At 53.5% G+C, this 22724-nt stretch carries 23 protein-coding genes; 10 read left to right on the top strand and 13 right to left on the bottom strand.

Features of this window, described 5'->3' with window-relative positions:
• The first annotated feature begins 92 nt into the window (after positions 1 to 92).
• The 3 genes from SynMVIR181_RS11745 to SynMVIR181_RS11735 all read left to right on the top strand — a co-directional run bounded on the left by SynMVIR181_RS11745 (position 93) and on the right by SynMVIR181_RS11735 (position 3166).
• Entirely contained in the window at positions 93 to 1040 is a 948-nt protein-coding gene (locus SynMVIR181_RS11745) for a hypothetical protein (protein WP_186589355.1), read from the top strand.
• 362 nt (positions 1041 to 1402) lie between these two features.
• On the top strand, positions 1403 to 2101 hold the full coding sequence (locus tag SynMVIR181_RS11740; RefSeq protein ID WP_186589354.1) for a pectate lyase: 699 nt from the start codon (positions 1403 to 1405) through the stop codon (positions 2099 to 2101).
• 384 nt (positions 2102 to 2485) lie between these two features.
• The gene (locus SynMVIR181_RS11735; RefSeq protein WP_186589353.1) at positions 2486 to 3166 is read left to right on the top strand and encodes a hypothetical protein; all 681 of its coding nucleotides are present in this window, start codon (positions 2486 to 2488) and stop codon (positions 3164 to 3166) included.
• Between the two features lie 145 nt (positions 3167 to 3311).
• On the opposite strand, the gene SynMVIR181_RS11730 is transcribed toward SynMVIR181_RS11735, so the two are convergent.
• Genes SynMVIR181_RS11730 through SynMVIR181_RS11715 form a run of 4 tightly spaced genes read right to left on the bottom strand, consistent with a single transcriptional unit; the run spans position 3312 to position 8178 of the window.
• Positions 3312 to 4835 (bottom strand): hypothetical protein, encoded by a 1524-nt coding sequence (locus tag SynMVIR181_RS11730; RefSeq protein WP_186589352.1) that lies wholly within the window; start codon positions 4833 to 4835, stop codon positions 3312 to 3314.
• A 26-nt stretch (positions 4836 to 4861) separates the two neighbouring features.
• Positions 4862 to 6973 (bottom strand): glycosyltransferase family 39 protein, encoded by a 2112-nt coding sequence (locus SynMVIR181_RS11725; protein ID WP_255444299.1) that lies wholly within the window; start codon positions 6971 to 6973, stop codon positions 4862 to 4864.
• On the bottom strand, positions 6928 to 7605 hold the full coding sequence (locus SynMVIR181_RS11720; protein ID WP_186589351.1) for a pectate lyase: 678 nt from the start codon (positions 7603 to 7605) through the stop codon (positions 6928 to 6930). The genes SynMVIR181_RS11725 and SynMVIR181_RS11720 overlap by 46 nt, the downstream gene beginning before the upstream one ends.
• A gap of 12 nt (positions 7606 to 7617) precedes the next feature.
• Positions 7618 to 8178: an oxidoreductase gene (locus SynMVIR181_RS11715; RefSeq protein WP_255444298.1), complete on the bottom strand. Its 561-nt coding sequence runs from the start codon at positions 8176 to 8178 to the stop codon at positions 7618 to 7620.
• Between the two features lie 475 nt (positions 8179 to 8653).
• On the opposite strand from SynMVIR181_RS11715, the gene SynMVIR181_RS11710 reads away from it, so the two are divergent.
• The 3 genes from SynMVIR181_RS11710 to SynMVIR181_RS11700 all read left to right on the top strand — a co-directional run bounded on the left by SynMVIR181_RS11710 (position 8654) and on the right by SynMVIR181_RS11700 (position 12255).
• Complete coding sequence (locus tag SynMVIR181_RS11710) at positions 8654 to 10357, top strand: iron uptake porin (RefSeq protein ID WP_186589349.1); 1704 nt, start codon at positions 8654 to 8656, stop codon at positions 10355 to 10357.
• A gap of 207 nt (positions 10358 to 10564) precedes the next feature.
• Positions 10565 to 11533 (top strand): cysteine synthase A, encoded by a 969-nt coding sequence (cysK, locus tag SynMVIR181_RS11705; RefSeq protein ID WP_186589348.1) that lies wholly within the window; start codon positions 10565 to 10567, stop codon positions 11531 to 11533.
• Positions 11530 to 12255: a J domain-containing protein gene (locus tag SynMVIR181_RS11700; protein ID WP_186589347.1), complete on the top strand. Its 726-nt coding sequence runs from the start codon at positions 11530 to 11532 to the stop codon at positions 12253 to 12255. The genes cysK and SynMVIR181_RS11700 overlap by 4 nt, the downstream gene beginning before the upstream one ends.
• A gap of 196 nt (positions 12256 to 12451) precedes the next feature.
• Here SynMVIR181_RS11700 and ndhO read toward each other — a convergent pair whose 3' ends face one another.
• A complete protein-coding gene (gene ndhO / locus SynMVIR181_RS11695) occupies positions 12452 to 12709 on the bottom strand; it encodes an NAD(P)H-quinone oxidoreductase subunit O (protein ID WP_186589346.1) in 258 nt (85 codons plus the stop codon).
• 136 nt (positions 12710 to 12845) lie between these two features.
• Between ndhO and SynMVIR181_RS11690 the strand changes: the two genes are divergently transcribed.
• Positions 12846 to 13790 (top strand): TIGR01777 family oxidoreductase, encoded by a 945-nt coding sequence (locus SynMVIR181_RS11690; RefSeq protein ID WP_186589345.1) that lies wholly within the window; start codon positions 12846 to 12848, stop codon positions 13788 to 13790.
• Here SynMVIR181_RS11690 and SynMVIR181_RS11685 read toward each other — a convergent pair.
• Genes SynMVIR181_RS11685 through SynMVIR181_RS11670 form a run of 4 tightly spaced genes read right to left on the bottom strand, consistent with a single transcriptional unit; the run spans position 13726 to position 16078 of the window.
• Positions 13726 to 14001 carry a hypothetical protein gene (locus SynMVIR181_RS11685; RefSeq protein WP_186589344.1) on the bottom strand — a complete coding sequence of 92 codons (276 nt, stop codon included), beginning with the start codon at positions 13999 to 14001 and terminating at the stop codon, positions 13726 to 13728. The two genes, SynMVIR181_RS11690 and SynMVIR181_RS11685, sit on opposite strands and share 65 nt — an antisense overlap.
• Positions 14002 to 15204 carry a lipid-A-disaccharide synthase-related protein gene (locus SynMVIR181_RS11680; protein ID WP_186589343.1) on the bottom strand — a complete coding sequence of 401 codons (1203 nt, stop codon included), beginning with the start codon at positions 15202 to 15204 and terminating at the stop codon, positions 14002 to 14004. It abuts the gene before it with no gap.
• A gap of 1 nt (position 15205) precedes the next feature.
• Positions 15206 to 15634 carry a M48 family metallopeptidase gene (locus tag SynMVIR181_RS11675; RefSeq protein ID WP_186523968.1) on the bottom strand — a complete coding sequence of 143 codons (429 nt, stop codon included), beginning with the start codon at positions 15632 to 15634 and terminating at the stop codon, positions 15206 to 15208.
• A gap of 51 nt (positions 15635 to 15685) precedes the next feature.
• A complete protein-coding gene (locus tag SynMVIR181_RS11670; RefSeq protein WP_115070966.1) occupies positions 15686 to 16078 on the bottom strand; it encodes an iron-sulfur cluster assembly accessory protein in 393 nt (130 codons plus the stop codon).
• Between the two features lie 113 nt (positions 16079 to 16191).
• Between SynMVIR181_RS11670 and zds the strand changes: the two genes are divergently transcribed.
• The 3 genes from zds to SynMVIR181_RS11655 are packed head-to-tail and all read left to right on the top strand — an operon-like array spanning position 16192 to position 18629.
• A complete protein-coding gene (gene zds, locus SynMVIR181_RS11665; protein ID WP_186590658.1) occupies positions 16192 to 17664 on the top strand; it encodes a 9,9'-di-cis-zeta-carotene desaturase in 1473 nt (490 codons plus the stop codon).
• A gap of 4 nt (positions 17665 to 17668) precedes the next feature.
• Positions 17669 to 18124, top strand: coding sequence for an SRPBCC family protein (locus SynMVIR181_RS11660; protein ID WP_186589342.1), 456 nt, complete (start codon positions 17669 to 17671; stop codon positions 18122 to 18124).
• 1 nt (position 18125) lies between these two features.
• Complete coding sequence (locus SynMVIR181_RS11655) at positions 18126 to 18629, top strand: hypothetical protein (RefSeq protein ID WP_255444297.1); 504 nt, start codon at positions 18126 to 18128, stop codon at positions 18627 to 18629.
• Here SynMVIR181_RS11655 and SynMVIR181_RS11650 read toward each other — a convergent pair.
• The 4 genes from SynMVIR181_RS11650 to rbfA are packed head-to-tail and all read right to left on the bottom strand — an operon-like array spanning position 18608 to position 22723.
• Positions 18608 to 19417 (bottom strand): uroporphyrinogen-III synthase, encoded by an 810-nt coding sequence (locus SynMVIR181_RS11650; RefSeq protein ID WP_186589341.1) that lies wholly within the window; start codon positions 19415 to 19417, stop codon positions 18608 to 18610. The two genes, SynMVIR181_RS11655 and SynMVIR181_RS11650, sit on opposite strands and share 22 nt — an antisense overlap.
• Positions 19414 to 20622 (bottom strand): glycosyltransferase, encoded by a 1209-nt coding sequence (locus SynMVIR181_RS11645; RefSeq protein WP_186589340.1) that lies wholly within the window; start codon positions 20620 to 20622, stop codon positions 19414 to 19416. The genes SynMVIR181_RS11650 and SynMVIR181_RS11645 overlap by 4 nt, the downstream gene beginning before the upstream one ends.
• Positions 20623 to 20663: 41 nt before the next feature.
• Entirely contained in the window at positions 20664 to 22322 is a 1659-nt protein-coding gene (locus tag SynMVIR181_RS11640; protein WP_186589339.1) for a glycoside hydrolase family 3 N-terminal domain-containing protein, read from the bottom strand.
• Positions 22319 to 22723, bottom strand: a complete 405-nt coding sequence (gene rbfA / locus SynMVIR181_RS11635) for a 30S ribosome-binding factor RbfA (protein ID WP_186589338.1) — start codon at positions 22721 to 22723, stop codon at positions 22319 to 22321. Before rbfA ends, SynMVIR181_RS11640 begins: the two co-directional genes overlap by 4 nt.
• Position 22724: the final 1 nt, after the last annotated feature.

Raw genomic sequence — 22724 nt, 5'->3', positions numbered from 1 at the left:
AATTAAAAACCTCTCTTTGAGAGGTTTTTTTGTTTTGAATTCAGGTTTGCGCTGTCTTTTGGTAAAAGTGATGTCTATTGGTCGAGAAGCTAGTGCTTGATAGTGACATTCAATTGGCAAATGACCGGCGTGAATTTTTGTCACGTTTTTTTGCGGCATCCTTGGGATTGATGGGTGCATCTTTGATAGGTGTCTCACTAGTGAATTTGTTGTTTGGGTCAACGTCTTCAGTGGGTACCTTTTCTCTGGGACAGGGACTGCAAGGCGTTGTCGGTTTGTTTTTTGTTTTTTCTTTATTTAATGGCAAGGCGAAAAACTTTTTTTTAAGTGCTTTCGCTAGGCAAAAAAATCAGTTGAGAGTGTTTTTATTTCCCTTGTTAGTCTGGCCTTTCTTTTTGGTCTATCGCTTTTCTATTGAACAGAGTGGAGAGGTAAAACCCTATCTCCGTAGGATCACAGAGGGAAGTATTGTTGAGTGGTTAAGCTTTATCTTTTTGTTGTTTTCCGCTTTTCTCCTTTGGAAGGCAGTTTCTAATTGGAGCTCCTGGAGAGGAAAGCTTATTGCACGATTTATTGCCATCTGTTTGTTTGTGGCTTCGATGGAAGAGATGAGCTGGGGGCAAATGATTTTTAATTGGAGGACGCCCGAGGTATTTGATGTTGTGAATCGCCAGCAGGAGACAAATATGCATAATCTGGCATTTTTTCATGATTACACATGGCTCACTCTTTCACTGGTTTTCACCCTCCTTAGTTTTTTATCAGCAATCAGTTACTTCCAGCCCTGGGAATCTCTTTTAAAAAGAAGTCATGTAGTCAGAGTTGTGTTGCCTTTGAGTTGTTGCTTTAGCTATTTTCTGATTGCTGCTATTATGTATTGGGGTGTTGTGATCGAAAAATCTGGTGTTAACGTTTCTTTTTTGCATACCAGGGAACAGGAAATCGCAGAATGCTTAGCTGCGATAGGAATCTTTATTCATTGTGTATTTCTTTATCTTTCTCCCGCGTCTAAGGGGCGCATGACTGGCTCACGGCTTTGAGTAAATATGTAGTGCGGATTGGCCTTTGTTTCCGTTATAGTGAAAGGGTACAGTTCGCAGTGATGTGAAAGCTGAAAATGGTAATTCCTTTTTGTCTTTCGGATGCATCGCCGGCGTTCACCAATCCATTTGGAAGGAGGTGTCCATGAGTCCAAGTTATTCAATGCAGGGTCTGCTGATCGTGGAGAATGCCGGCTGATATCGGCATCTAATTCCTAGATCATTCGGTTCCGCGACAAAGCGGACCCGGCGAGAGCCCCTAAGTGAGTAATTTAATTACTCACTTAGGGGCATCGTTTTAGTTGTGTATTGCTACTTCCTTTGGGGCTCGGTAGTAGTCTTGACCTGTTAACTCTGAAATTATGAACGAGACTTCAGGGCATGAACCTTCCCGTCTGATTCAAACTCCGTGGGGGGATCTTGCACCGAGGGTTGATTTGTTTCCTCTCGTTTATCTGCTCCTGTTATACGGCATTTTGTATTTTCTGCCCTTTGGTCTGTTTGATCTTTGGCGCAAAGGTGAGGATGGATTGGCAGAATGGCTGCAGTTTTCGGCGTATTTAGGGGCGGCTGTTTGTGCCGCAACTTGCTTCATTCGCTCGTTGGCTAAGGGCGCTGCCAGGCAGTGGATTTGGTGGCTTCTGATGGCCTTGTTCTGCTTCTACGTAGCCGGAGAGGAGATCAGCTGGGGAGAAAGGCTGACAGGTCTGGGTTCTGATTATCTGCGGCAGATCAATTCCCAGAGCGAATCCAATTTGCATAATCTTGAGGGTGTTCAGAATTATCTGCATGTGTCCTTCATGGCTGCAGGAGTTTTTCTGGGTTGGCTGGGATGGCGATTTTTTCCGGCGATTGAGGCTTTCCCTGCGCGTCGATTTAGTCTTTATTTTCTGATTGTTGCCACATTTTATTTCTACTGGGATGTTTCATGGATTACTCATGGCGATCGCATCCGCAATGATCAGGAGGCGATCGAGCTGCTGATGGCTTTGGGTCTCTGGATGCACTGCTTCACCTCACTGCGACGATCCCTGGGTTCGAAGCAGTCACTGCCGCGTTAGGGAGATTCTTGGTAACAGGATTTTGAGTGTCCCATAAAATTGATAGACCTGTTTTTTCGCTTGATCTACTCCAAGGCCATCTCGAGATGGATCGATCAGCTCATGTTTCTTGTCATCTGACACGGACTTGAGTTTCAATCGTGGTAATTGGACACATCATCTCCTTGCTCAAGCTGCCATCACAAAACCTGTGCCTTTCTACGAACAGATTTCCCAATACATCGACAGCTCATTGATCTTGTATTGGTTTAGGTCCGCTTCTTCATAGGGGTTTATGGCATCCGTTCTTTTGATCGATCTTTCTTAAACATCCTTTTCTTTCCAATGTCTCCCTGCAAAGACGATATTCTAGACTAAGTGATAATCCAATCTACATGGAGGAAAATGTCTCCAAAATCTCAGGCTAAACGCATTTTTATAGGATTCACTCTTCTGGTTTTGGTGCTATTTGCAGTCATGTTGACTGTGAGCCCAGTTTCTTTGATCGCTCTTTCGGGGGAAGATCGTCAAATAGAAAATTTAACAGCCGGGATACTATTAGCAACTACTTTTTTGTCAATATTTTTGTATTTTAGGGGCAGCAAAAGGGCTAAAATTTTCTTAATTTTTGCCTCCCTTGGGCTTATTGGCTTTTTGGATGAGATTAGCTTTGGTCGCCGTTTATTGCCTGTACCGATGCCAAAATCCCATGGCCTCACAATAGATGGCGTTCACGACCTTCTGCATTTAATTAAAAATGTTGCAAATACAAACTTTACATATCATCCTGTCGAGACAATTGTTGTCGCCTGTATTCTTGTGATGTTAACAGTATTTGTTTGGATGAAGGCAGCAAAAAGTCGTCATGAAATAGTTAATTCGTTATCAAGCTATGGAGTCGGTGACCTTGTGCTTGTACTTCTGTTCTGCATTGCAGCATCACAAGCAATTGATACTTTTGAAATAAAAATATTTGCTTATCGAGCAGTTGAAGAGTGTCTCGAGTTGGTGGGGGCAATGGCTTTGATGATGTGTCCGTTGAAATGTGAGGAAGTGCTTCGCCATAGGCATCTTGTTGATCAATAATTGGCTTGCCCTTTTCTTGTATTTAAGAGTATTGTGCAACGTATATTTCCTGCTCATGTTTACATTGTTGCATGAGCTTTGATGGGTTCATTTGTAGAGAGCTTGGCGATGATTAATGCTCATTGTCTTGTCCGTCTAGAGGAAATTAGCGCAAGCAGTCGTTAATTTCAACATAAGCATACTCGTGTGTTCTTTTTTTGCATTCAAATTCTTTTGCGCTAAGCCACCTGATTACATGCTTAAGGGCTTTCATCTCTGATTTTCCTGTGGCGGCAACGACCATGGTGTTGGGGAGAAGCTTCGTGCTGTTTGAGTGATTCACTGAGATGAAATCCCAAGGCTCAAGCGTTTGATTTTCAACAAGATTGTCCATTTTTGCTACCAAGTCAGAAGTTCTTGCATGTCCAAGACGATTGACTGTAAAGCGGTTAATGTCATTGGCGGTCAGTATTGACATTGCCCTGTAATTGGTAGTCTTATTTGAGCCTGATTCAAGGGCTTGATTTCTGAAAATGCTAAATGTGTCGTTCCAGGCGACAATCCAAATTGACGTTAAAAGGCTCAGTAAGGCAAGCCACGCAATTGTATTTTTTGGTTCAATTCGTGAAACCAAGACCGCTGAGAACGGGGCGATGATCGGTAAAAGCACGACAAAATACCTTGAATAAGCAACTGGATGTAGAAATGATATGGCTGTTATTGCAAAAACCATGAAAAGTCCTCCAGGGACGCCTGCTAGGTCCGTGGTTGAATATTTCCTTGAGTTCGCTAATGGCTTTTTGTTGAAACTAATTAATTTTTTTCGCTGCAAGAGGTAGAGACTAATTATCAGTATGGCGATCTTAGGTATTGGAAATGGGCCTATAAAACTTGCTAAAGTTGATTCAAATAATCCGTAGTCTGGTCTCCCGATCCAGCCGATGCCTCTGCCGCTCGAGAGATGTGAGACATTGATCAGTGCCCAGATTGCAGCAGGCAAGCAAGCTGCTGCTTCGCTGATTGCAACGTATACCCTGGGCGTTTGATTTAGATTTTTTTTGGCAAAGATCCAGGTGCTATCTGCTATTAGAAAGCCAAGGATGAGAAATAAGCCGTAGTAATGAGTTAGTGCTGCACAGCCCAAAAAAATAGAGGTTCCTGCTAGGAAAAATTGCTTGTATTGAAACTTGTTGTTGCCCGCAAGATAGTTCTGTCTGCAGAGAAGCCCAGCGGTGATCAGCATAACCATGAGGCTGTAGCCTTTACCTTCAATTGAAAAACGAAGAGCGATCGGAGAGCTGAAAGCTATGAGGGCTCCGAGGCAAGCCGCTATCCATGCCTTTCGATTTGATTCGTTTCGGCCGAGCTGAAGTGTCTGTATGGTTATCAAAATGCCGCCAATTAGGTAAGGAATCCAGGAGGCGAGTCTTAGTGTTGTTGTGCTGGGTTCAAAAAAAATAAACCAACACTTAAGGTAAAGATAGTAAAGAGGCGGATGTGCATCGGTGCGCAGATAATTGAGCATGTGCGGTGCGTTAAGAACAGCCGATTTGTAAATAGTGCTTAGTTCGTCCGCCCATAAAGATCTTGCGTCGATCAGGCTGAGAATGTGGAGTGCTGAAGCTCCGACAAGTGCTGCTGTTGTGATGATGAAGAGCTTGTGGCGTTGTCTGAAGGCTTTTGCATTCATGGTTGCTTGGTGTTTTAGGAGTCTCTTTATCGTGATCTACCTTCGATTGAATCAATGATGGTTGTCACGGCTGGATTGAGGCTGGAGACCAGTCCAATCGGCCCGCGAGGGTCAAAGCATGCTGTTCGTGCAAGATCTCGCAGAGCCGTGATGATGTCTCGCTGCTGACCGGATTGAAGGTTTTCCATTTGAATGGAGGCCGACCACGATGCTTTGCAGGTCTGCCAATTCGCGATCAAGACGACGAGTCGGTATGAACGAGCCCAGCTCTCTTCTCCATCGACTTTTTGGATGCGCTCAAACCAGTCAGCGGCCTTGTTCGGTCGGTTGCGCAGAACGTTGATCAAGGCCAGGCTCCAGAGAGCGTCCCGGTCATCAGGGCTTTCTTCTAGCTGCGCGAATGCCCAGGTCTCAACGCGCTCTTGGTATGCGAATGTCGGATCCAGCAAGTGCCAGGGCTCAATGGAGCCAAAGATGGCTTCGAGTGCTGCAGGGCCTTCTTCCATGCTTCGTGCCAGTGCAATGAAGCGCTTGTCAAAGCGTTCCGGTTTGGGAGCCGTCGTCTTGCGTTTCCAGAGCTCGATATCCCTCCCCTTGCTCCAGGGCCAGGTCTGAACCCGTTCAAAGCGAGGATCCTGTCGTACTTCTCTGCTCAGTTGACGGGCTGATTTGCGAGAGGTGCCCTGATCACCTGTGGCCAGAATCCACCACTCAGCCTGTTGTCTTGCGAGAGTGCTCTGATCCTTGGAGCGGCCCAGTCGTCTTACATCGATGGCTCCGCCATCAAGATTGCCGAGGTAGCTCAGGGTCTGTTCATTGAGATAGCGGTCACTGGCGGCCATCAGAACGGTGACGTGATCACTCCCTTCTCGCTCTCTGAGGCTTGCAATCACGTCCGCCGCTGGAGATCCCGGCGCATATCGGATGTCACTCCACTGGATCCGGATGAGCTCGATTGCGCTGAGCAAGGAGGCCAGCAGCAGCAGGATCGGGCCGATGGCTCGTTGCCATGGCCGTTTGCCGAAGGCCTGCAGTAGTAGCAGCCAGCCCCTGGCCAGGATGATGCTCAGCAGCGGCAATAGGGGTGCGATATAACGAGCATCCTTGTTGGGGCTCAGGCTCGTCGCAATCAGCACACAGATTGCCGTGCCTGTAAGCCAGCCCATCCCTTCCGTTTTCTCGATTCCACCGGACTTGTTTCGCTTCATCGCTTGCAGCAGACACCCAGCAAGTCCGCCGCCAAGCACCAAACCTCCCACCTGTTTCGGTAGCAGTCGTGGGTACCAGATCCACGCTTCAAACTGCAGCAGGCCGGGGTCGCCTTCCTCGGCTGCCGACGCAATCACGGCGCGTTGTGTTCCGCCAAGTGTCGTGATCCAGTTGTGCTGAAGCCAGGGAATGATCGCGATCAACGTGATTCCAAGACCTGTCACGAGCTGAAGGCTGCGTTTGGGCTCTCTCAGAGCTTGCAGTCCGGCCCAGATCGCAGGGAGAGCCACCACTAGGAGTGCACTCTGTTTGGTGAGAACTGAAGCGGCAAGGGCCGTGGCAGCGACGATGGCCTGAGGCCATTGGCCACCTTGCGAACCAGGTCGCTGCCAGCGGTACAGCAGGAACAAGGCCAGCGTTGTTGTTGCGGTTAGCGCTAGGTCAAGTTTGAATTCAACGCGATGTTCTGCCATGCCCGGAGCGATGGCGAGAAAGAGCGCCGCGAGGAATCCAAGACGTCGGCCGCCAATGCACCTGCCCCAGCTCGCCACTGTCAGCAACAAGACCCCATGCCAGAAGCTCAGGATCCATCCGGCTTGATCAGGGGTTTGCCCGACGATGGCCATCAGGCTTCCGCTGAGAATGGATGACAGAGGAGGGATTTTTGGTGAGAGATCCAGGAGCGCCTGCAACCCATCCCACCGGCCCGGGCCGAGCACTCCCAGCTGCCGGCCATGCTCAATTGCGCTGCTGAGGTACTCGGCCTGATCCCAAGAGGGCAGGCGTTGATCTAGCTGCAGCCAGGTGTGGTCGAGCACACAGCTCAGCGACCAGATCAGGCCGAGGGCGATCCACCAGATCAGGTTTTGATAGCGAAGGAGCATCAGCCAGTGGCCAAAATACGGGTTGAAATGCCACGCTTTCGGCACCAGTTGCGCGTGTGCAGGTAGAGCCCAGCGATGATCAGCAGCTCATAAATCTCCTGATGATTGGCGACAGTGATCAGGCATTCGCCAGCTTTCCTGCAGAATTCGAACCCCAAGTACCAGATCGCTGGCACTGTGAAATAGAGCGTGAACCGCGTTGCGGGGATAAGCGGTGCGGTGCGGAATACGAATCCCGCCAGGCCGAGGATCAGCCCGAGGCCTGCCCATCCGAGATGCAGGAGCCCTTTCCCCTGGAAGACGGCGATGTTGTGCAGGTTCGTTTCGCCCTGGGTGTTAATCGATCGGATGGCGTCGATGCCGGCACCGTGGAGTCGCTCGCCCCAGCTGATTTCTTCTCCGATGAACAGACAGCAGAGAAGCAAAAACAACAGCCAGCCCAGTCGCTCCCATCCCTGCGGTGATTGCTTTTGAAGGCGAAAAGCGTTGATGGCCGAGAGGATCAGCAGGGCCACGCTTCCCCACTCCATCAGCCCATCCTCGTTCTGAAGCCACCCAAAGATGCCAAAGGGAAGAAAGGCGACGACGCCGTACATCAAGGTGAGAAATAGAACAGGTCTGAGGTCAAGATGAACCTGCAGCTTTTGAAGGTCATGAAGAAATTTTCTCGCTTTCATCGCAGGTGGTAATTAGGCGTCTTGAGCAGGTCGAACGGATTTGATGCTTAGCGCACAGGCTTGGCTCCAAAACAGAACCCAGGTGGCAATACCAAGGAATTTGGCGCCCTCCTCCAGAAGTTGATAGGTCCTGTAAGCCATTGGATGGTCAATTTCACTGGGTTGAATTTGATCGATGCCAATGGATGCTCCGAGTAGTGCCGCGGAGAGCACGAAAATCTCACCTTTACTGGCCATCAGCTGCCTGCGATAGCGAATGGCGATCAGTGCGGCGAATATTGCGTACGTCACATAAAGGAAGGTCTGTCCGATGTAGCGATCGTGGAGCAGAAACATGTCATCGATGCAGAGGATGAGGGAAAACCATCCGCCGCAGGCCAGTAATTGCAGTTGTTTGCCTCTAATGCCAGGGAGTCTTGAATGGGCTGTAAACAGGGCTACTGCGGCGGCGGCGAGCCAGAGCAGGTAGCCGAGGTTCGACAGCAGTCCTACACCTGCTGGGGTGCTGCAGGTCTGTGCCAGATCGCGCAGCACAGACTGCGCCTTGATCCCAGCCATATTGCTGAGGCTCAAGGCCGCAACATAAACCGATAGCGCAGGGATCAGAGCCCAACGTAGGGCTTGATTGAAGCTTTCCCGCAAAGATTCTCAAGTTGATTCGGAGGCAATCTTACGCCGCTCCTTTTAGTTGATGCTCAAGGCCCATAAAAGTTCTTTTGAAGTCGGATGTGAAAGCCTTATTGGCCATTCATTGATTTAAATTTATTTAACAGTAGGTGTTTTGTTGAAGCAGATATTGCAAGCTGTTTTTATAGCGCAGAATGCTAATTGCTTTTTTGGACTTATCTGAGCATGAATATTTGGGTGTATCCGTCAATATAATTAACTGGCAGTGTGGCTCTAGCCACATCGCCGCTCCATTTTTGTAGCGCAAGATACATGCCATTGTCTCTTCTGGCACAGGTTGAGTTGGCTATGACCTCTTATTGGTCCAATTTGGATCCGACGCATTGCGTCTTAGTACCTCAATTTCTGGTGTGAGGCCGAAATGAAACTTTTCCATCAACTGCTGGTGGCCCCAGCAGCCCTGGGCCTTTTGGCACCTGTGGCTGCTAACGCCACTGAGCTGAACATCAACGGTGTTTCTGACTACGCCGCTACAGGCGAGCAAGTCACCAGCATCACTCAGTTTTCAGACGTCTACCCAACCGACTGGGCTTATCAGGCACTTAGCAACCTGATCGAGCGCTACGGCTGTGTTGCTGGTTACCCCAACGGCACCTACCGCGGTAACAGGGCGATGACCCGCTTTGAAGCGGCTGCTCTGTTGAACGCTTGCCTCGACCGCGTCACTGAAGTGACCGACGAGCTCAAGCGCCTGATGAAAGAGTTCGAAAAGGAACTCGCCATCCTCAAGGGCCGTGTTGACGGACTTGAAGCCCGCGTTGGTGAACTGGAAGCAACTCAGTTCTCCACCACCACCAAGCTGAAGGGTCAAGCCACCTTCGTGCTTGGCGCTAACTCTTTCTCTGGTAATGCAGAGCAAGGTGCGCAGGATTTAGCGGTGGCCACCTTCACCGGAACAGATCTTGGTTCTACCGTTGATGAAGGAGAGGGTTTCCGCAACGGTGTTAATGGAACCAAGCGTGCTCGTGCAGCTGCCGCAACTTCCGGCGCTACGTCCTTCAACTATGACCTGCGTCTTTTCTTAGACACCAGCTTCACTGGTAAGGACTTGCTGCGCACGATGTTGCGTGCTGGCAACTTCGGTGATTCAGCTTTCAGTGGCGGCGGCTATGTCGGCCTCGATGCAATGGAGACTGCATTCGAAGAGGGTTCTGGTATTAACAGCGTCGGCGTAAACCGCCTTTGGTATCAGTTCCCCATTGGTGACAGCTTCACTGCAACCGTTGGTGGACTTGTTCGTCAGGACGACATGTTGGCTGTATGGCCAAGTGCATATCCTGCCGACACCGTTCTTGACTTCTTCACTTACGCCGGTGCACCTGCGACTTACAACCTCGGCCTAGGCCAAGGTGCTGGTATTTCTTGGGAATCCGATGATTTCAGTATCAGTGCTAACTACCTGAGTACAAACGGGTTCTTGTCTGATCCAAATGCAGGTGGTTTTGCCACTGACGCAGCTGGTTCAAACGGTACCGTTCAGATTGCTTATGCACCTGAAAACTGGGGTTTAGCTGCTGCATACAACTACACCTCTCAAAACGCTGGCACCCTTTACGCCGGAAATGGAACACCTCTTGCGGTTTCCGCAACCGGAGATGGAAATAATTCCTCTTTCGGCTTGAGTGCTTGGTGGTCTCCTGAAGAAGCTGGTTGGATTCCTAGCGTTAGCGCAGGTTACGGCTTCAACAGCATCACTAATGATGACTCCAATCTCTACCGGTCTGTTGACACTCAGTCCTGGTATGTGGGCCTTCAGTGGGCTGATGCCTTCATGAAGGGCAACACCTTGGGCATGGCCGTTGGTCAGCCCACCTTCGTGACCTCAGTCGACTACCGCAACGACTTCAACAACAACTCAGACTTCGTTGCTGATGGCAACTACGCCTGGGAGTGGTGGTATCAGTTCCAAGTCACCGACAACATCTCTGTGACTCCTGCGATCTACTACCTCAGCCGCCCTTATGGCGATCTGACTGATGGCCGTGGAACCGTTGTTGGTGGAGATCGTAATGATTCCACCTTCAGCAACTTCGGTGGACTTGTGAAGACCACCTTCAAGTTCTGATCACTTAAAGCTTGATCCCTCTTCAGAGGGATCTTCTTTGATGCTTTTTCTCCCATATTGCTTCTGCAATTTGGGAGTTTTTTAATGGAGATTCTGTCCTTAAAATGATCTTCTGCGGGGCATGCCCCAGTCGTGAAAGTCTTTTTTTATGATTTCTGTTGGTGGCTTAGGCCATAGATCTCGGGCTTTATTTGATTGGATAGAAGAATGTCAATTGCTCCGGACATCACAGATCTGGTGGGTCGTACTCCTCTTGTACGTTTGAACCGCCTTCCCGCGCGCAGTGGCTGTCTGGCTGAATTGGTGGCAAAGCTGGAAAGCTTCAATCCCACGGCTTCGGTGAAGGATCGGATTGCGGGTTCGATGGTTCAGGCTGCTGAACAAGCTGGAACCATCGCTCCAGGACGCACCGTGCTTGTCGAGCCCACCAGTGGAAACACTGGGATTGCTCTGGCCATGGTTGCGGCAGCTCGGGGCTACCGCTTAATCCTCACCATGCCGGACACGATGAGCACGGAGCGTCGCGCCATGCTCCGGGCCTACGGAGCTGAGTTGCAGCTCACCCCAGGCAATGAAGGAATGCAAGGGGCTCTAGATCTCGCCAGAGAGCTGGTCTCTGAGATTCCCGAGGCCTATCTCCTGCAGCAGTTTGATAATCCTGCCAATCCAGCAGTGCATGCGGCTACGACGGCAGAAGAGATCTGGAGTGATACTGGAGGTGAGATTGATGCTCTTGTGGCGGGCGTCGGGACGGGCGGCACGATCACAGGCTGTGCCAGGGTTCTTAAGCAGCGCAATCCTGATCTGAAAGTGATTGCCGTAGAACCGGCAGCAAGTCCAGTCTTGGCCGGTGGAGCCCCTGGCCCCCATCGAATTCAGGGCATTGGTGCTGGTTTTGTTCCCTCTGTCTTTGATCAAAGCTTGATTGATGAAATCCTGGGAGTCAGTGATCAAGAAGCGATGGAGATTGGGCGCCGTTTGGCCAAGGAAGAAGGCCTGCTTTCCGGAGTCAGTAGTGGAGCTGCTGTGGCTGCTGCTCTGCGACTTGGCCAAAGACCTGAGATGGCCGGAAAAAGGATCGTTGTGATTCTCGCCAGTTTCGGTGAGCGTTATCTGTCTACGCCCATGTTCAGTGCATCGGCTGAGGCACCGGCGCGGCGGGATGGTCAGCTTTGAGCCACTCTCCCCAGCTTGAGACCAAAGGTGGTGATCCCTATCGCGTGCTCGGCGTAACCCGCAGCGCCACTGCGACTGAAATCAAGGCGGCCTATCGCCAACTTGTGAAGAGGCATCACCCTGATGCGGGTGGTGATTCTGAACGCATCCTTGCTCTGAATGCGGCTTGGGAGGTGCTGGGCGATCGCGATCGGCGGCGCGTCTTCGACCAGCAAGTGCCCCCTAAAGCTGGAGAGAAGGAAGAAGCTCGTCGCCGTGGTGTCAGAAATGCTCGAGCGAGCCAGGCTGCTCGACGTGCCTCTGGACAGGCTGCCGCTGAGGATGATGCCTTAGCAAATTGGTTGAAGATGGTGTACTCGCCGATTGATCGCATGCTCGGGCAGGTGATCAATCCCTTTGCTGCCCAGTTGCGTGAGCTTTCGGCGGATCCTTATGACGACAGTTTGATGGAAGGCTTTTGCCATTACTTGGAGCAAAGTCGCAGCAAGTTGGACAAGGTGAAAGATCTTTTCCAATCCATTCCTACGCCATCATCCGCAAAAGGCTTCGGGCTGAGTCTTTATCACTGTCTGTCGGAGGTGGAAGATGCGATCGGCGAATTGGAGCGATACACCATGGGTTATGTGGATGGCTATCTCCACGATGGTCGTGAGATGTTGCGAGAAGCCAAGCAACGGCGCAAGCGTCTTCAGGAGGAACGCCGCCGCTTGGAGATCGGTTAATGAGGCCTTGGCTGTTTCGGGGTCTGTTGGCTTCGACCTGGCCGCTCTCCACCGTGCTTCAACAGCATGGCGATCAGCCTGATTTGGTGGGATTGGATGCGATCTCTGCCGTTTTGGGAGGGGCTCTCTGAAGGTTGCCGGAGGCCGTGCAGTCATTACCGCCGGCCGTGCGTGAGGTGGATGAGTCCTTAAACAGTCAGGAGAACACCTCTAATTGAGCAAGTTTCAGCCAGACGTCTGGAACGGGACGCCTCCAGCGCACTTGGCCGTAGTCCCCTTTCACTAACAGAAGTTCTCCCGGGCCTTCGAAAATGTATTCGGGTGGTCTTGGATCACTAGCTGACGCTTCCACGCTCCCCGTATAGGCAGAGCGGTTGACGCGAACCAGCGCCCCCTTTTTGAGCGTCGCCGCTGGTTTAGCGATCGGGGTGGGCTCAGCGGATGGTTCAGCCATAAAGAGACGATCAATCCATCCCAGGCTAAAACCTCCCTATCAACAAGGCTGATGTTTCTCCCACCCTCATGCCTTTCCCTCAGCATGATCCGGGCGCTGCTGCCTAGCCTTTCGACGCTGACAGGATGGAAACTCCATGCGCCTTTTGCTGATCGGATGCACCGGATTGGTCGGTCGTGCCCTGGTTCCCATGCTTCAAACCGCTGGGCACGATCTCACCATTGTGAGTCGCAGATCAGCTCCGGCCGGACTTCCTACCAGTTGCCTTGCAGGTCTGGCGTGGGTGCAGTGCAATCCAGCTGATTCGAGCAGTTGGGCGCCGTCTAGCCCTCTGCAGCAGGCATTGGCGCAAACAGAAGGAGTTGTGAACTTGGCAGGCGAGCCGATTGCAGAGAAGCGTTGGACCTCAACGCATCTTCAATTGTTGGAAGACAGTCGCCTACAGACCACACGTCAGCTAGTGAAGGCGATGGCGGCTTTGGCACAGCCTCCGGGCGTGTTGATTAACGCCTCCGCTGTTGGGTATTACGGCACCAGTGCAGACCAGTGCTTTGAAGAATCCAGCCCTTGTGGCAACGATGTGCTTGCTGGCCTCTGTCAACGCTGGGAAGCGGTAGCGGCGGAAAAGCCTGATGCCACTCGATTGGTGGTGTTGCGCATTGGGATCGTGCTGGCGGCCGACGGTGGTGCGCTAGGCAAAATGCTGCCGATCTTTCGGATCGGTTTCGGTGGACCGATTGGATCAGGACGTCAGTGGATGAGTTGGATTGAGCGCAGCGATCTGTGTCGGATGATCTTGGCCGCTTTGGAGAACGACGCTTGGTCGGGTGCAGTGAATGCCGTGGCGCCCACGCCGGTCACGATGGCCACGTTCTCAGCAGGTCTCGGTCGTTGTTTGGGGCGTCCAAGCCTGCTGCCGGTCCCCGGACCGCTTTTGAAATTGCTGCTTGGAGATGGAGCGCGGGTGGTGCTGGAAGGACAGCGGGTCCAGTCAGCGCGTCAGGCAGCGTTGGATTTCAGCTGTCGTTTTTCTGAGCTGCCTGCAGCATTCGACGCTGCCACCAGCTCCACAGGCCGTTGATCAGTGCGGCCGCCATGAGTAGCCCAATCGCTGGAGTGAACAGTGGGTCCCAGAGCCGCTGAAATTGCTGCATGGGCGCTGTGAAGCCTTGTCCATCCGCGATGACCGCCACGGCAAACCAAACAGCACCCCCCAACACCAAAAACACATCAGTCACAAGCAGCCGATCCAGCCAGCGTTTCCATGGGGGTTCAATGTTCTTTGACGTCATCTAGCTCTTTTGCAGTAGCCCACTGATCAATCCAGCCATTTTGCTGCCTCCGCCTTGGGGACCTAGCCGTTGCATCGCTTGCTCTCTGCAATCACGACGAAGGGCTGGATCATTCACGCTTCGCTCTAGTAGCTCGATTGCCAGGTTGGCTGTTGCTTTTAGAAGCTCTTTCCCTTCACAAGGGGAGGCAGCGCAAAAAACGGTTGGACCAAGCAACCGGCGCTGGGCTTCCGCGAAACCAGCGGTGAATTGAGGGCCTTGGCCAGGGAGTTGCAGCACTGGCTTGGCCATACCTACGGCCTGTTCTGCAGCTGTGCCGGCCATACACAGCAAGAGGTCTGAGCTGAGAAGTACGGAGGTGAACCCCTTCCGTCGCACCTGAATCTGCCGACCGCCCTTCTCTAACCGTGCTGGGGCGTTGCCATGCCCCAGCACAAGAGACCAGCCATGGGATTGGGCAAGTGTGTTCAAGTGGTCATCTCCCAGTGCTCCAACGAGTGCCAGGTCGATTTCAAGGTCTCCAGGGCTGGGCTGCGAGATCGGGATCTGGTCGATCACGCCCAGAAGCAGCAGCAGATTGTGTTCAAGTTCTGGTCTACGGCTGCCTGGCAAGAGTCCAAGGCGTCTTTTGGCGTAGGGCAGGCGATTGCTGGGGCTCAAGACAGAATCCATAAAAGGATTGCCAACGAACACCACCTCTCGCTTCAGCTGTTCGCTGAGATCTTGAGCTGTAAGGGCATCTCGGCTGAACACCGCTTGAAATCTCTGCGACCTGAGGCAGCTTCCGCAGGGCCATGGAAGTCGCAGTCGACCCTCGTAATGACTGGAGTAGGCCACGAGATACGTTGCGACTGGCCGCTGGCAGAGCCATGCCGCCATCACGGGGATCACATCCCCGATCACCACCACTAGGTCATAACGGCCGGCGATACGAATCAGCCGTAGCAGGCGCCTTAGGAGATAGATCACTTGGCCTTGGACAAGCTCCGTGAGACGCCCGCGCAAGGTTGTGTAGCCAAGCCCACCAGTGCTGAATTCGCGCGTGCGACCAACGAGCGGGATGGTTGCATCGCTGTAGGGATTGCCGCGACCCACCAAGGGAAGTGCTTCCACGTCGTGCCCTTGCGCTTTTAAAACTTGTCCAAGCAGAGCCCCAGAGAGGTCTTCGCCATGACCATTGCTTAGAAGCAGCAGCCGAGCCACCTCAGAGCTCCAACCAACTCTTCACTTTGAGAAGGGCGGGCCAGTCCGGCCGACGTTTAAAGCCATCGTTGATGGACTCTCTCAGTTCATCTCCCATCTCGGGCGCAACAGCTAAAACCTGTTGCACCACAGCAATTTGGTCACGAACTCCCTTCGCTTTGGTTTCAAGCATGGCCAGGGTCAGGTTGATCCGTGCCTGAGGATCCTGGCTATTGAGTTTGACCGCCAACCGAGCAGAACGCAGCGCATCGTCTGGCTTGTCACAGAGCAAGAGAAGCCATGCCAAGCAAGTCCAGCCCGACGATTGACGGGGTGCGGCTTCGGTGATCGCGACAAAATCGTCGATCAAATTGGCCGCCGGCTCTCCAGCTTGATAGCGGGCCATGGCCTGCTCGAACAGGCTGGATTCCTGAGATTCCTGGGACTCCATCGCTGATTCTGATTCTCTAGAAATTGTCAACAGATTCCCATGCGGTGTTGTTCAGACCGCAAAGGAACTCCCGCATCCGCAGGTTTGGGTGGCATTTGGGTTGGTGAAGTTGAACCCACCCCCGATCAAGGCAGTGCTGAAATCCAGCTGCATGCCATAGATGTAAAGGAGGCTTTTGGGATCACAGACCACCCGAAATGCAGCACCAGAGGGGGCTGCATAGTCGTACACCTCATCGCCTTCCTCGATCTCAGAGGCGGGCACAAAATCCATGGTGTAGCTCATTCCGCTGCAACCCCCGGAGCGCACACCAACACGGAGGATTTGCTCGTCACCTTGCTCCCTGCAGAGCTTTGAGAGTTGCAGCATCGCTGGATCTGTGATCTGAATGCCTTTTCCACCCTTTGCTGTGTGGGTCGCTGTACTGGGGGTGGAGGTGGTCATGAGTCAAGAGTCCAGCTGGCCTGACGTCACTGTATTGAACCCACGCGTCTCTTGCTCAAAGCAGTTAAGGCGTTCGGATTCATAGAGTCATTGAATTCTTGGTAGAAGCGCTGGTGCAGGTCGCGATTGTGGGCTCAGGACTGGCCGGCCTAGCCGCTGCCGTCGACCTCGTGGATGCAGGTCACAAAGTCGATCTGTATGAAGCGCGTCCATTCATGGGGGGCAAGGTCGGGAGCTGGGTTGACGAAAACGACAATCACATCGAAATGGGATTGCACGTATTCTTTTTCAATTACGCAAATCTGTTTGCGCTGATGCGCAAGGTGGGTGCGATTGATAATCTCCTGCCAAAAGATCACACGCATTTGTTTGTGAATAGTGGAGGTGATCTGCGCGAACTGGATTTTCGTTTCCCGATCGGTGCTCCGTTCAATGGCCTCAAGGCTTTTTTCACAACTCCGCAGCTGACCTGGGTCGACAAGCTGCGCAATGCATTGGCATTGGGCACGAGTCCAATCGTTCGAGGTCTCGTTGATTACGAAGGGGCGATGCGCACGATTCGCGCCTTGGATTCAGTGAGTTTTCAGACCTGGTTTGTTAGCCATGGCGGCAGTTTGGAGAGCATTCGCAGAATGTGGAATCCGATTGCTTATGCCTTGGGATTTATCGATTGTGAAGCCATTTCAGCGCGATGCATGTTGACCATTTTCATGATGTTTGCGTCCAAAACAGAGGCTTCAAAGCTCAATTTGCTGAAGGGTTCACCACATCGATGGCTTACTGGACCAATTTTGGAGTACATCCAGGAACGCGGTGCCACATTGCATCTTCGTCACCGTGTGAAGGAGGTGCATTACGAGGAAGGTGAGATCCCAAAGGTGACGTCCTTAACCTTGAGTACTCCCGAGGGTGAGTGCAATGTTCAGGCTGATGTGTACCTGGCAGCCTGTGATGTTCCTGGGATCCAGCGCCTTCTCCCTGATGCATGGCGTAAACATGAGCAATTTGATGCCATTCATCGCTTAGAAGCTGTTCCTGTGGCCACGGTGCAGTTGCGCTACGACGGTTGGGTGACGGAACTGGCGGAAGGAGATGTCGCCGACACCCGTCGAACGGATTTGTCCAATCCGATTGGTTTAAATAACTTGCTCTATACCGCTGACGCAGACTTCAGCTGTTTCGCTGATTTGGCATTGGCGAGTCCTGAGGACTATCGAAAGCCAGGGGAGGGATCCCTGTTGCAGTGCGTCTTGACGCCTGGTGATCCCTGGATTCCAAAATCAGTGAGCGACATCGTTGCTCACACCGATGCTCAGGTGCGCAACCTTTTCCCATCAGCCCAGCACTTGAACCTCACTTGGAGCAACGTTGTGAAGTTGGCCCAGTCTCTGTACCGAGAAGCACCTGGAATGGAGCCCTATCGCCCTGATCAACGCACTCCGGTTAGCAATTTTTTCCTTGCCGGTAGTTACACCCGACAGGACTACATCGATTCGATGGAGGGAGCAACGATGAGTGGCCACCTTGCTGCTGCAGCCATTCTTGGAACGCAAGCAAAGCTGGCCACCAACACCGCGGTGGCCTGAACCGATGGGACGCTGGCTTGACCACACCGTAACCACCGAAATTCAAGCCCCTGTGGAGCAGGTTTGGACCGTTTGGAGTGATCTGGAAGCGATGCCTCGCTGGATGCGCTGGATCGAATCTGTCAAAACTCAAGAGGACCCTGACTTAACCGATTGGACCCTGGCAGCCCAAGGTTTTCGTTTCCACTGGAAAGCGCGCATTACCAGCCGCATTGACCAGCAGCAACTGCTGTGGGAATCGGTGGGGGGACTTCCCACCAAAGGTGGTGTCCGTTTTTATCAAGAGCAGCCTGAACTCACAGCGGTGAAGTTGAGCGTGGGCTACGAACTGCCCGGAATCTTGGCACCGTTGATGGAACCGAGCATCCTGGGGGGGATTGTTACCAAGGAGCTCCAGGCCAACCTTGATCGTTTTAGGGATTTGGTGGAAAGCGGTTACACGCCACGGTCGGAGCCTTGAGTTGAGGCAAGCTTCGAGCCTTGCTCTTTCAACGCTGTTGCTTGGTGCCTTGATCGGTGGATGTTCTGCTGATTCAACGGATGGAACTCAAACCAATCGCGTTAATGCAAACCCTTTGGCATTGCCTGAGTCCAAGGTTGTGTCGCTGCCACCGGCAACCTCTTTAACCGTTTTGCCCAGTGTTGATGAGGTTTTGGTCGCTGTTCCAGAGGGGCGCATCGATCCCTTTGCCCCTTTCCCGAAACGTACGTCTGGGCCCGAGCTCGGTGCCTCGGGAGAACGGGATTGGAAGGTCCTTGGAGTGCTCTCTGTGGCTGATCAGTTGCGTGCCTTGATCAGTACTGCGGATGGATCGGGAGTGGTGTGTTTGGGGGCAGGAGGCCGTTGCCCTGGCGAGGCTCAGCAGCTTTTCCCCACGGACCTTGAGGTGCAAGCCATCAATATCCGCACAGGCTGCCTAACCGTGATTCAGTCCGGGCAGTCTCAGCGGGTTTGCATCACCTGAAGGCAGGCCTGGGTTAAACCATCGAGATCGTGAGGGTTGGCTTCTTGGTCGACCCGTCCGAATTGGTCCAGACAACGCTGACTGGTTTGGGGCCCAATCGATACAAGTGCGATGGAGCTCATCGCATGGGCTGCTGTCTCAGCTCCCAGTGTTTGCTCCAGCAGTGCAGCCGTATGGAGAACTGTTTTTCCACTGCTGAACGTGATCGCATCCACCTCCCCAGAAGCCAACGCGGTGGCCGTGGTTTCTGGCATGTCCGCTGGACAGCGGGATTCGTAGGCAGCTACTTCCACGACCCTCGCACCCGCTTCTCCAAAGGCTTCAGCGAGCAGCGAGCGGCCTCCGCTTTGCACCCGCGGCAACAGGAGCCTGAGCCCCCAACCTGAAACAGGGAAGTGTTCGATCAGGCTGTCGGCCACGAAGTCAGGTGGGACGAAATCAGCGGGAGCTCCCAGGTGATCCAGCAGGCGTGCTGTTTTGCGTCCCACAGCAGCAATACGCAGCCCAGCAGGCCTACGTCCGAGGCTGCTGCCTTGTAGCCGCAGGCGTTCATCAACGGCCTGCACCCCATTGGCACTGGAGAAGACCACCCAGTGGAATTCATCCAATTCAGCCAGGGCATCATCTAGAGGCCCCCATTCATCAGGAGGGCCGATTTCTAAAGCCGGTAGGTCGAGAACCCTGGCACCTTGTTGTTCCAAAAGCTTTCTGGCTTCTCCCAGTTGTTCCCGAGCCCTTGTAACGACGATGGTGCGCCCTTTCAGACCTGGACTGCCTCCAGCAATCATGCATTCACCTCATTGAGTTTCACCAGTCCGCTCACCTGATCGTGCAAGGCTTTGGCCTGGTCGCCTTTCCCCTGGCTGTTGAGTAGGGCAATTGCCTCACGGAATGACGTTCTCGCTCCGTCGATGTCTCCACCGACGAGCCGCGCAACGGCAAGGTTCTGATGGCATTCGGCATGGTTGGGTTCCAGGCTGATCGCTCGTTCATAGGACTGCAAGGCATCCTTGATCTCACCCTTGCGGCGTTGCATCAGCCCCAGGTTGTACCAAGCAAGGGCCACTTCAGGAGCACGCTGGCACGCTGTTTTGGTCAGTTGGATCGCCTCATCGATCTTGTTGGTCTGGAGCAGCAGGGCGGCCAAATTCAGCCTGGCGCCAAGGCCGAGACGGACGTCCAAAGCCTGCGACAAGGCTTGTTTGTAGAACCCGATGGCCTGGTCGGTGTCCTCTGTGCTCAAGGCGATGCCCAGATGGAGCAACAGTTCATAGCGCTCTGCAGCGTTCTCATCACCCTCGCCAAGGTTGGCAAGTCCTTCGCGTAGAAGGGCGATGCCGTGCAGCCGATCTCCATCCGCCACCTCGAGGGCCCCGAGCTTGGCGCAGGCGTAGGGATGTCCAGGTTCCTGCTCCAGCCATTCCTGCATGGACCGGCGGAGACGATCTGCTTTATCCGTTCCTTGCAGTTGTTCGGGCCTGTAACCGTCGTGAACTAGGGCTGGTTCTGGGCAGTCGGCGATTCGCCAGTGGGGTTCGTCCTGGAGCAGTTCGCGCACGCTGTCATCCACCATCGAGTGATAGGGGCGGCTCCAGCGGATGCGTGGATGCCGGCGAAATAGGCGACTCACACTGGAGTAAGGCGCCATCGCAGCACCCTGCTCATGGCGCAGCAGATTGATGACCAGCACATCCGGCTGGGCCATGAGCGCCTTAAGAGCAGGGACCGCTTCAGCTCTTAGGCACTCATCCGCATCAAGCACGAGCACCCAGTCGCCGGTTACAAAGCCCAGGGCAACATTGCGTGCGGGAGCGAAATCCCCTGGCCAAGGCATCTGCTCGACCCGCGCACCAGCTGCTTTTGCAATCGCAATCGTGTTGTCGGTAGAGCCCGTATCAACGATGACCATTTCGTCGGTAAAGGCCTTTACGGAGTCCAGGCAGGCCCCCAGCCGCTCCTGCTCGTTTCGCACGATCATTGAGAGGCTGAGCATGGTCTTGTCTTGGGCAGGTCTGGGGCAGAGGCTAGGCCCGTTCAGTCGGTGAATTCATTGATGCCCAACCTGGATAGAGCTGGAGAAGGATCGGGATTCAACAGACGTTGAAGCAGCTGTTGCTGTGCGTCAGGCATTTGGCCCGGGCTGTAAGCCGCTGGAATAGAGCTCGGCAGGAGTGCGCTCAGGGCCTCCCAGACATAGGGACTTCCATAGACCACCAATCCAAACAGTCGGTTCAAGTCAATCAGTTGTTGGATGGCGTCAGTCCAGGGTTCCCGAATGCTGCGGTTTGCTTGAAATGGATTGCCGCGCACAAACAATTGCAGGAGCAGAGGCCCATGCCCGAGGCGATCGAGCGCCAGAGGTGCCAGGGGGTCTGCAGGGTCTGCCCACGGAGAAATCCCGAGGGGATGACTCAGCACGGAGTGGAATCCAAGCCTCTTGGGGAGAAGGATTGCAGGGGCGTCAGCAGGAAGCACCGGGCAGGGAAGAACACCATCCACCCGGATCAGGTTGATGCCATCGATCCGGTTGGCCTCGGTTGACCCGTTGGGCTGAGTTGAGGCCTTGGCGGTTGGAGAGTTGGAGATCTCCAGCGACTGCGTTACGAGCTCCAACGTGAGGGCTCTTTCTTCTGCTGTTTCGATCCTGTGGTCGTTGTTGTCCGAATCGAGCGCCGGCGGGATCGACTGCACAGCAGCCTGGCGGCGTTCCAGAGAGTCGTGTAATCGGGCCATCGGCACACGACCAGAACGGAGTGCATCACAGAGGGCATCGATGGCCGCTACGGCATCGGCCGGCATCAAGATGAGGTCAGCACCTGCGGCGAATGCGAGCACTGCGGCTTCGCCTGCTCCGTAGCGAGCCGCTATGGCCTCCATCACCAAGGCATCGGTGACAACAAGTCCCTTGAAGCCAAGATCAACGCGCAAAAGCGTGGTGAGCACGTTGGCGGAGAGGGTGGCTGGCCACTGTTCATCCAACGCTGGAATCAGCAGATGGGCGGTCATCACACTGCTGATTCCCTCTTGAATCAGGGTGCGAAACGGTTGAAGTTCAAGGCTCTCTAGGCGTTCGCGACTGTGTTGCAGCAGAGGAAGTTCCAGGTGGGAGTCGGTGGCGGTGTCGCCATGCCCAGGGAAATGCTTGGCGCAGCCCAAAACACCTGTAGCGGCCAGTCCACGCTGAAAGGCTCCTGTTAACTGCCCCACAGTGTGTGGATCTTCTCCCCATGCCCGCACGTTGATGACGGGATTGTCGGGGTTGCTGTTCACATCGCAAACAGGCGCTAGCACCCAATTGAGCCCGCAACGCTTTGCCTGATTGCCGCAACAACGTCCGTAGTTTTCTGCAAGCTGCACCGCCTGTTGCGGAGCTCTCCGATGCAACCGTCCGAGCGCCATTGGAGGTACAAGCCAGCTGGCCCCCTCAAAGCGTTGGCCCACGCCTTCCTCAACGTCAGCGCATAACAGAATCGGTTGCCCAGCCCAGCGTTGCAGTGTGCGGCAGCGTTGTTGCAACTCTGTGGCTGTTCCCCCGAGCAGGATCACGCCCCCGACTCCAGCGCCTAAGAGCTGCTCAAGCTCGTTATTGCTGAGCTCCCAGCGTGGGTATCGCCTTTGCCTGTCTGTGGCATGACCGCTGGCGCGCACAACCAACAAGCTGGCGACGGCTTGACGGAGCTCTCCCGCTTTCATGGATTGTCTGGGAGATCTGTTCCCTCCGGTACGTCTCCTCGTACATCCCGCTCCCGTCCGAGCTCCCCAAGCAAATGGAGCACTGTGGTGCCTTTCTCAATTCCAAGATCGAGTTTGAAAACGATTTCAGGGGCTCGGCGCATTTGCAATCGACGGCCTAGTTCCCCACGGAGAAACCCTCTTGCAGCCTCAAGGCCCTCCATGACCTCATCTTTTTGCGCTTGTTCGCCGAAGACACTGACGAAAATTCGACAATGTTGAAGGTCGCCGCTGACCTCTACTTCGGTGATGCTCACCATTCCTTGATGGACCCGTTCGTCACGGATTCCATTAATGAGCAGCTCGCTGGTTTCCTTGCGGATTAAGGCGGCAACCCGTTCAACTCGACGTCCCTGGGCCATC

This window comes from Synechococcus sp. MVIR-18-1 (genome assembly GCF_014279835.1).
GTDB lineage: Bacteria > Cyanobacteriota > Cyanobacteriia > PCC-6307 > Cyanobiaceae > Synechococcus_C.
The sequence above is the reverse complement of the archived record's forward strand: the minus strand, read 5'-3'. Positions and strand labels throughout refer to the sequence as shown.

Coding starts and splice junctions, on each gene's coding strand:
- SynMVIR181_RS11740 (WP_186589354.1), top strand. CDS start 1,403: ATGAACGAGACTTCAGGGCATGAACCTTCCCGTCTGATTCAAACTCCG.
- SynMVIR181_RS11735 (WP_186589353.1), top strand. CDS start 2,486: ATGTCTCCAAAATCTCAGGCTAAACGCATTTTTATAGGATTCACTCTT.
- SynMVIR181_RS11730 (WP_186589352.1), bottom strand. CDS start 4,835: ATGAATGCAAAAGCCTTCAGACAACGCCACAAGCTCTTCATCATCACA.
- SynMVIR181_RS11720 (WP_186589351.1), bottom strand. CDS start 7,605: ATGAAAGCGAGAAAATTTCTTCATGACCTTCAAAAGCTGCAGGTTCAT.
- SynMVIR181_RS11710 (WP_186589349.1), top strand. CDS start 8,654: ATGAAACTTTTCCATCAACTGCTGGTGGCCCCAGCAGCCCTGGGCCTT.
- cysK (WP_186589348.1), top strand. CDS start 10,565: ATGTCAATTGCTCCGGACATCACAGATCTGGTGGGTCGTACTCCTCTT.
- ndhO (WP_186589346.1), bottom strand. CDS start 12,709: ATGGCTGAACCATCCGCTGAGCCCACCCCGATCGCTAAACCAGCGGCG.
- SynMVIR181_RS11690 (WP_186589345.1), top strand. CDS start 12,846: ATGCGCCTTTTGCTGATCGGATGCACCGGATTGGTCGGTCGTGCCCTG.
- SynMVIR181_RS11685 (WP_186589344.1), bottom strand. CDS start 14,001: ATGACGTCAAAGAACATTGAACCCCCATGGAAACGCTGGCTGGATCGG.
- SynMVIR181_RS11675 (WP_186523968.1), bottom strand. CDS start 15,634: ATGGAGTCCCAGGAATCTCAGGAATCCAGCCTGTTCGAGCAGGCCATG.
- SynMVIR181_RS11670 (WP_115070966.1), bottom strand. CDS start 16,078: ATGACCACCTCCACCCCCAGTACAGCGACCCACACAGCAAAGGGTGGA.
- SynMVIR181_RS11660 (WP_186589342.1), top strand. CDS start 17,669: ATGGGACGCTGGCTTGACCACACCGTAACCACCGAAATTCAAGCCCCT.
- SynMVIR181_RS11650 (WP_186589341.1), bottom strand. CDS start 19,417: ATGATTGCTGGAGGCAGTCCAGGTCTGAAAGGGCGCACCATCGTCGTT.
- SynMVIR181_RS11645 (WP_186589340.1), bottom strand. CDS start 20,622: ATGCTCAGCCTCTCAATGATCGTGCGAAACGAGCAGGAGCGGCTGGGG.
- SynMVIR181_RS11640 (WP_186589339.1), bottom strand. CDS start 22,322: ATGAAAGCGGGAGAGCTCCGTCAAGCCGTCGCCAGCTTGTTGGTTGTG.
- rbfA (WP_186589338.1), bottom strand. CDS start 22,723: ATGGCCCAGGGACGTCGAGTTGAACGGGTTGCCGCCTTAATCCGCAAG.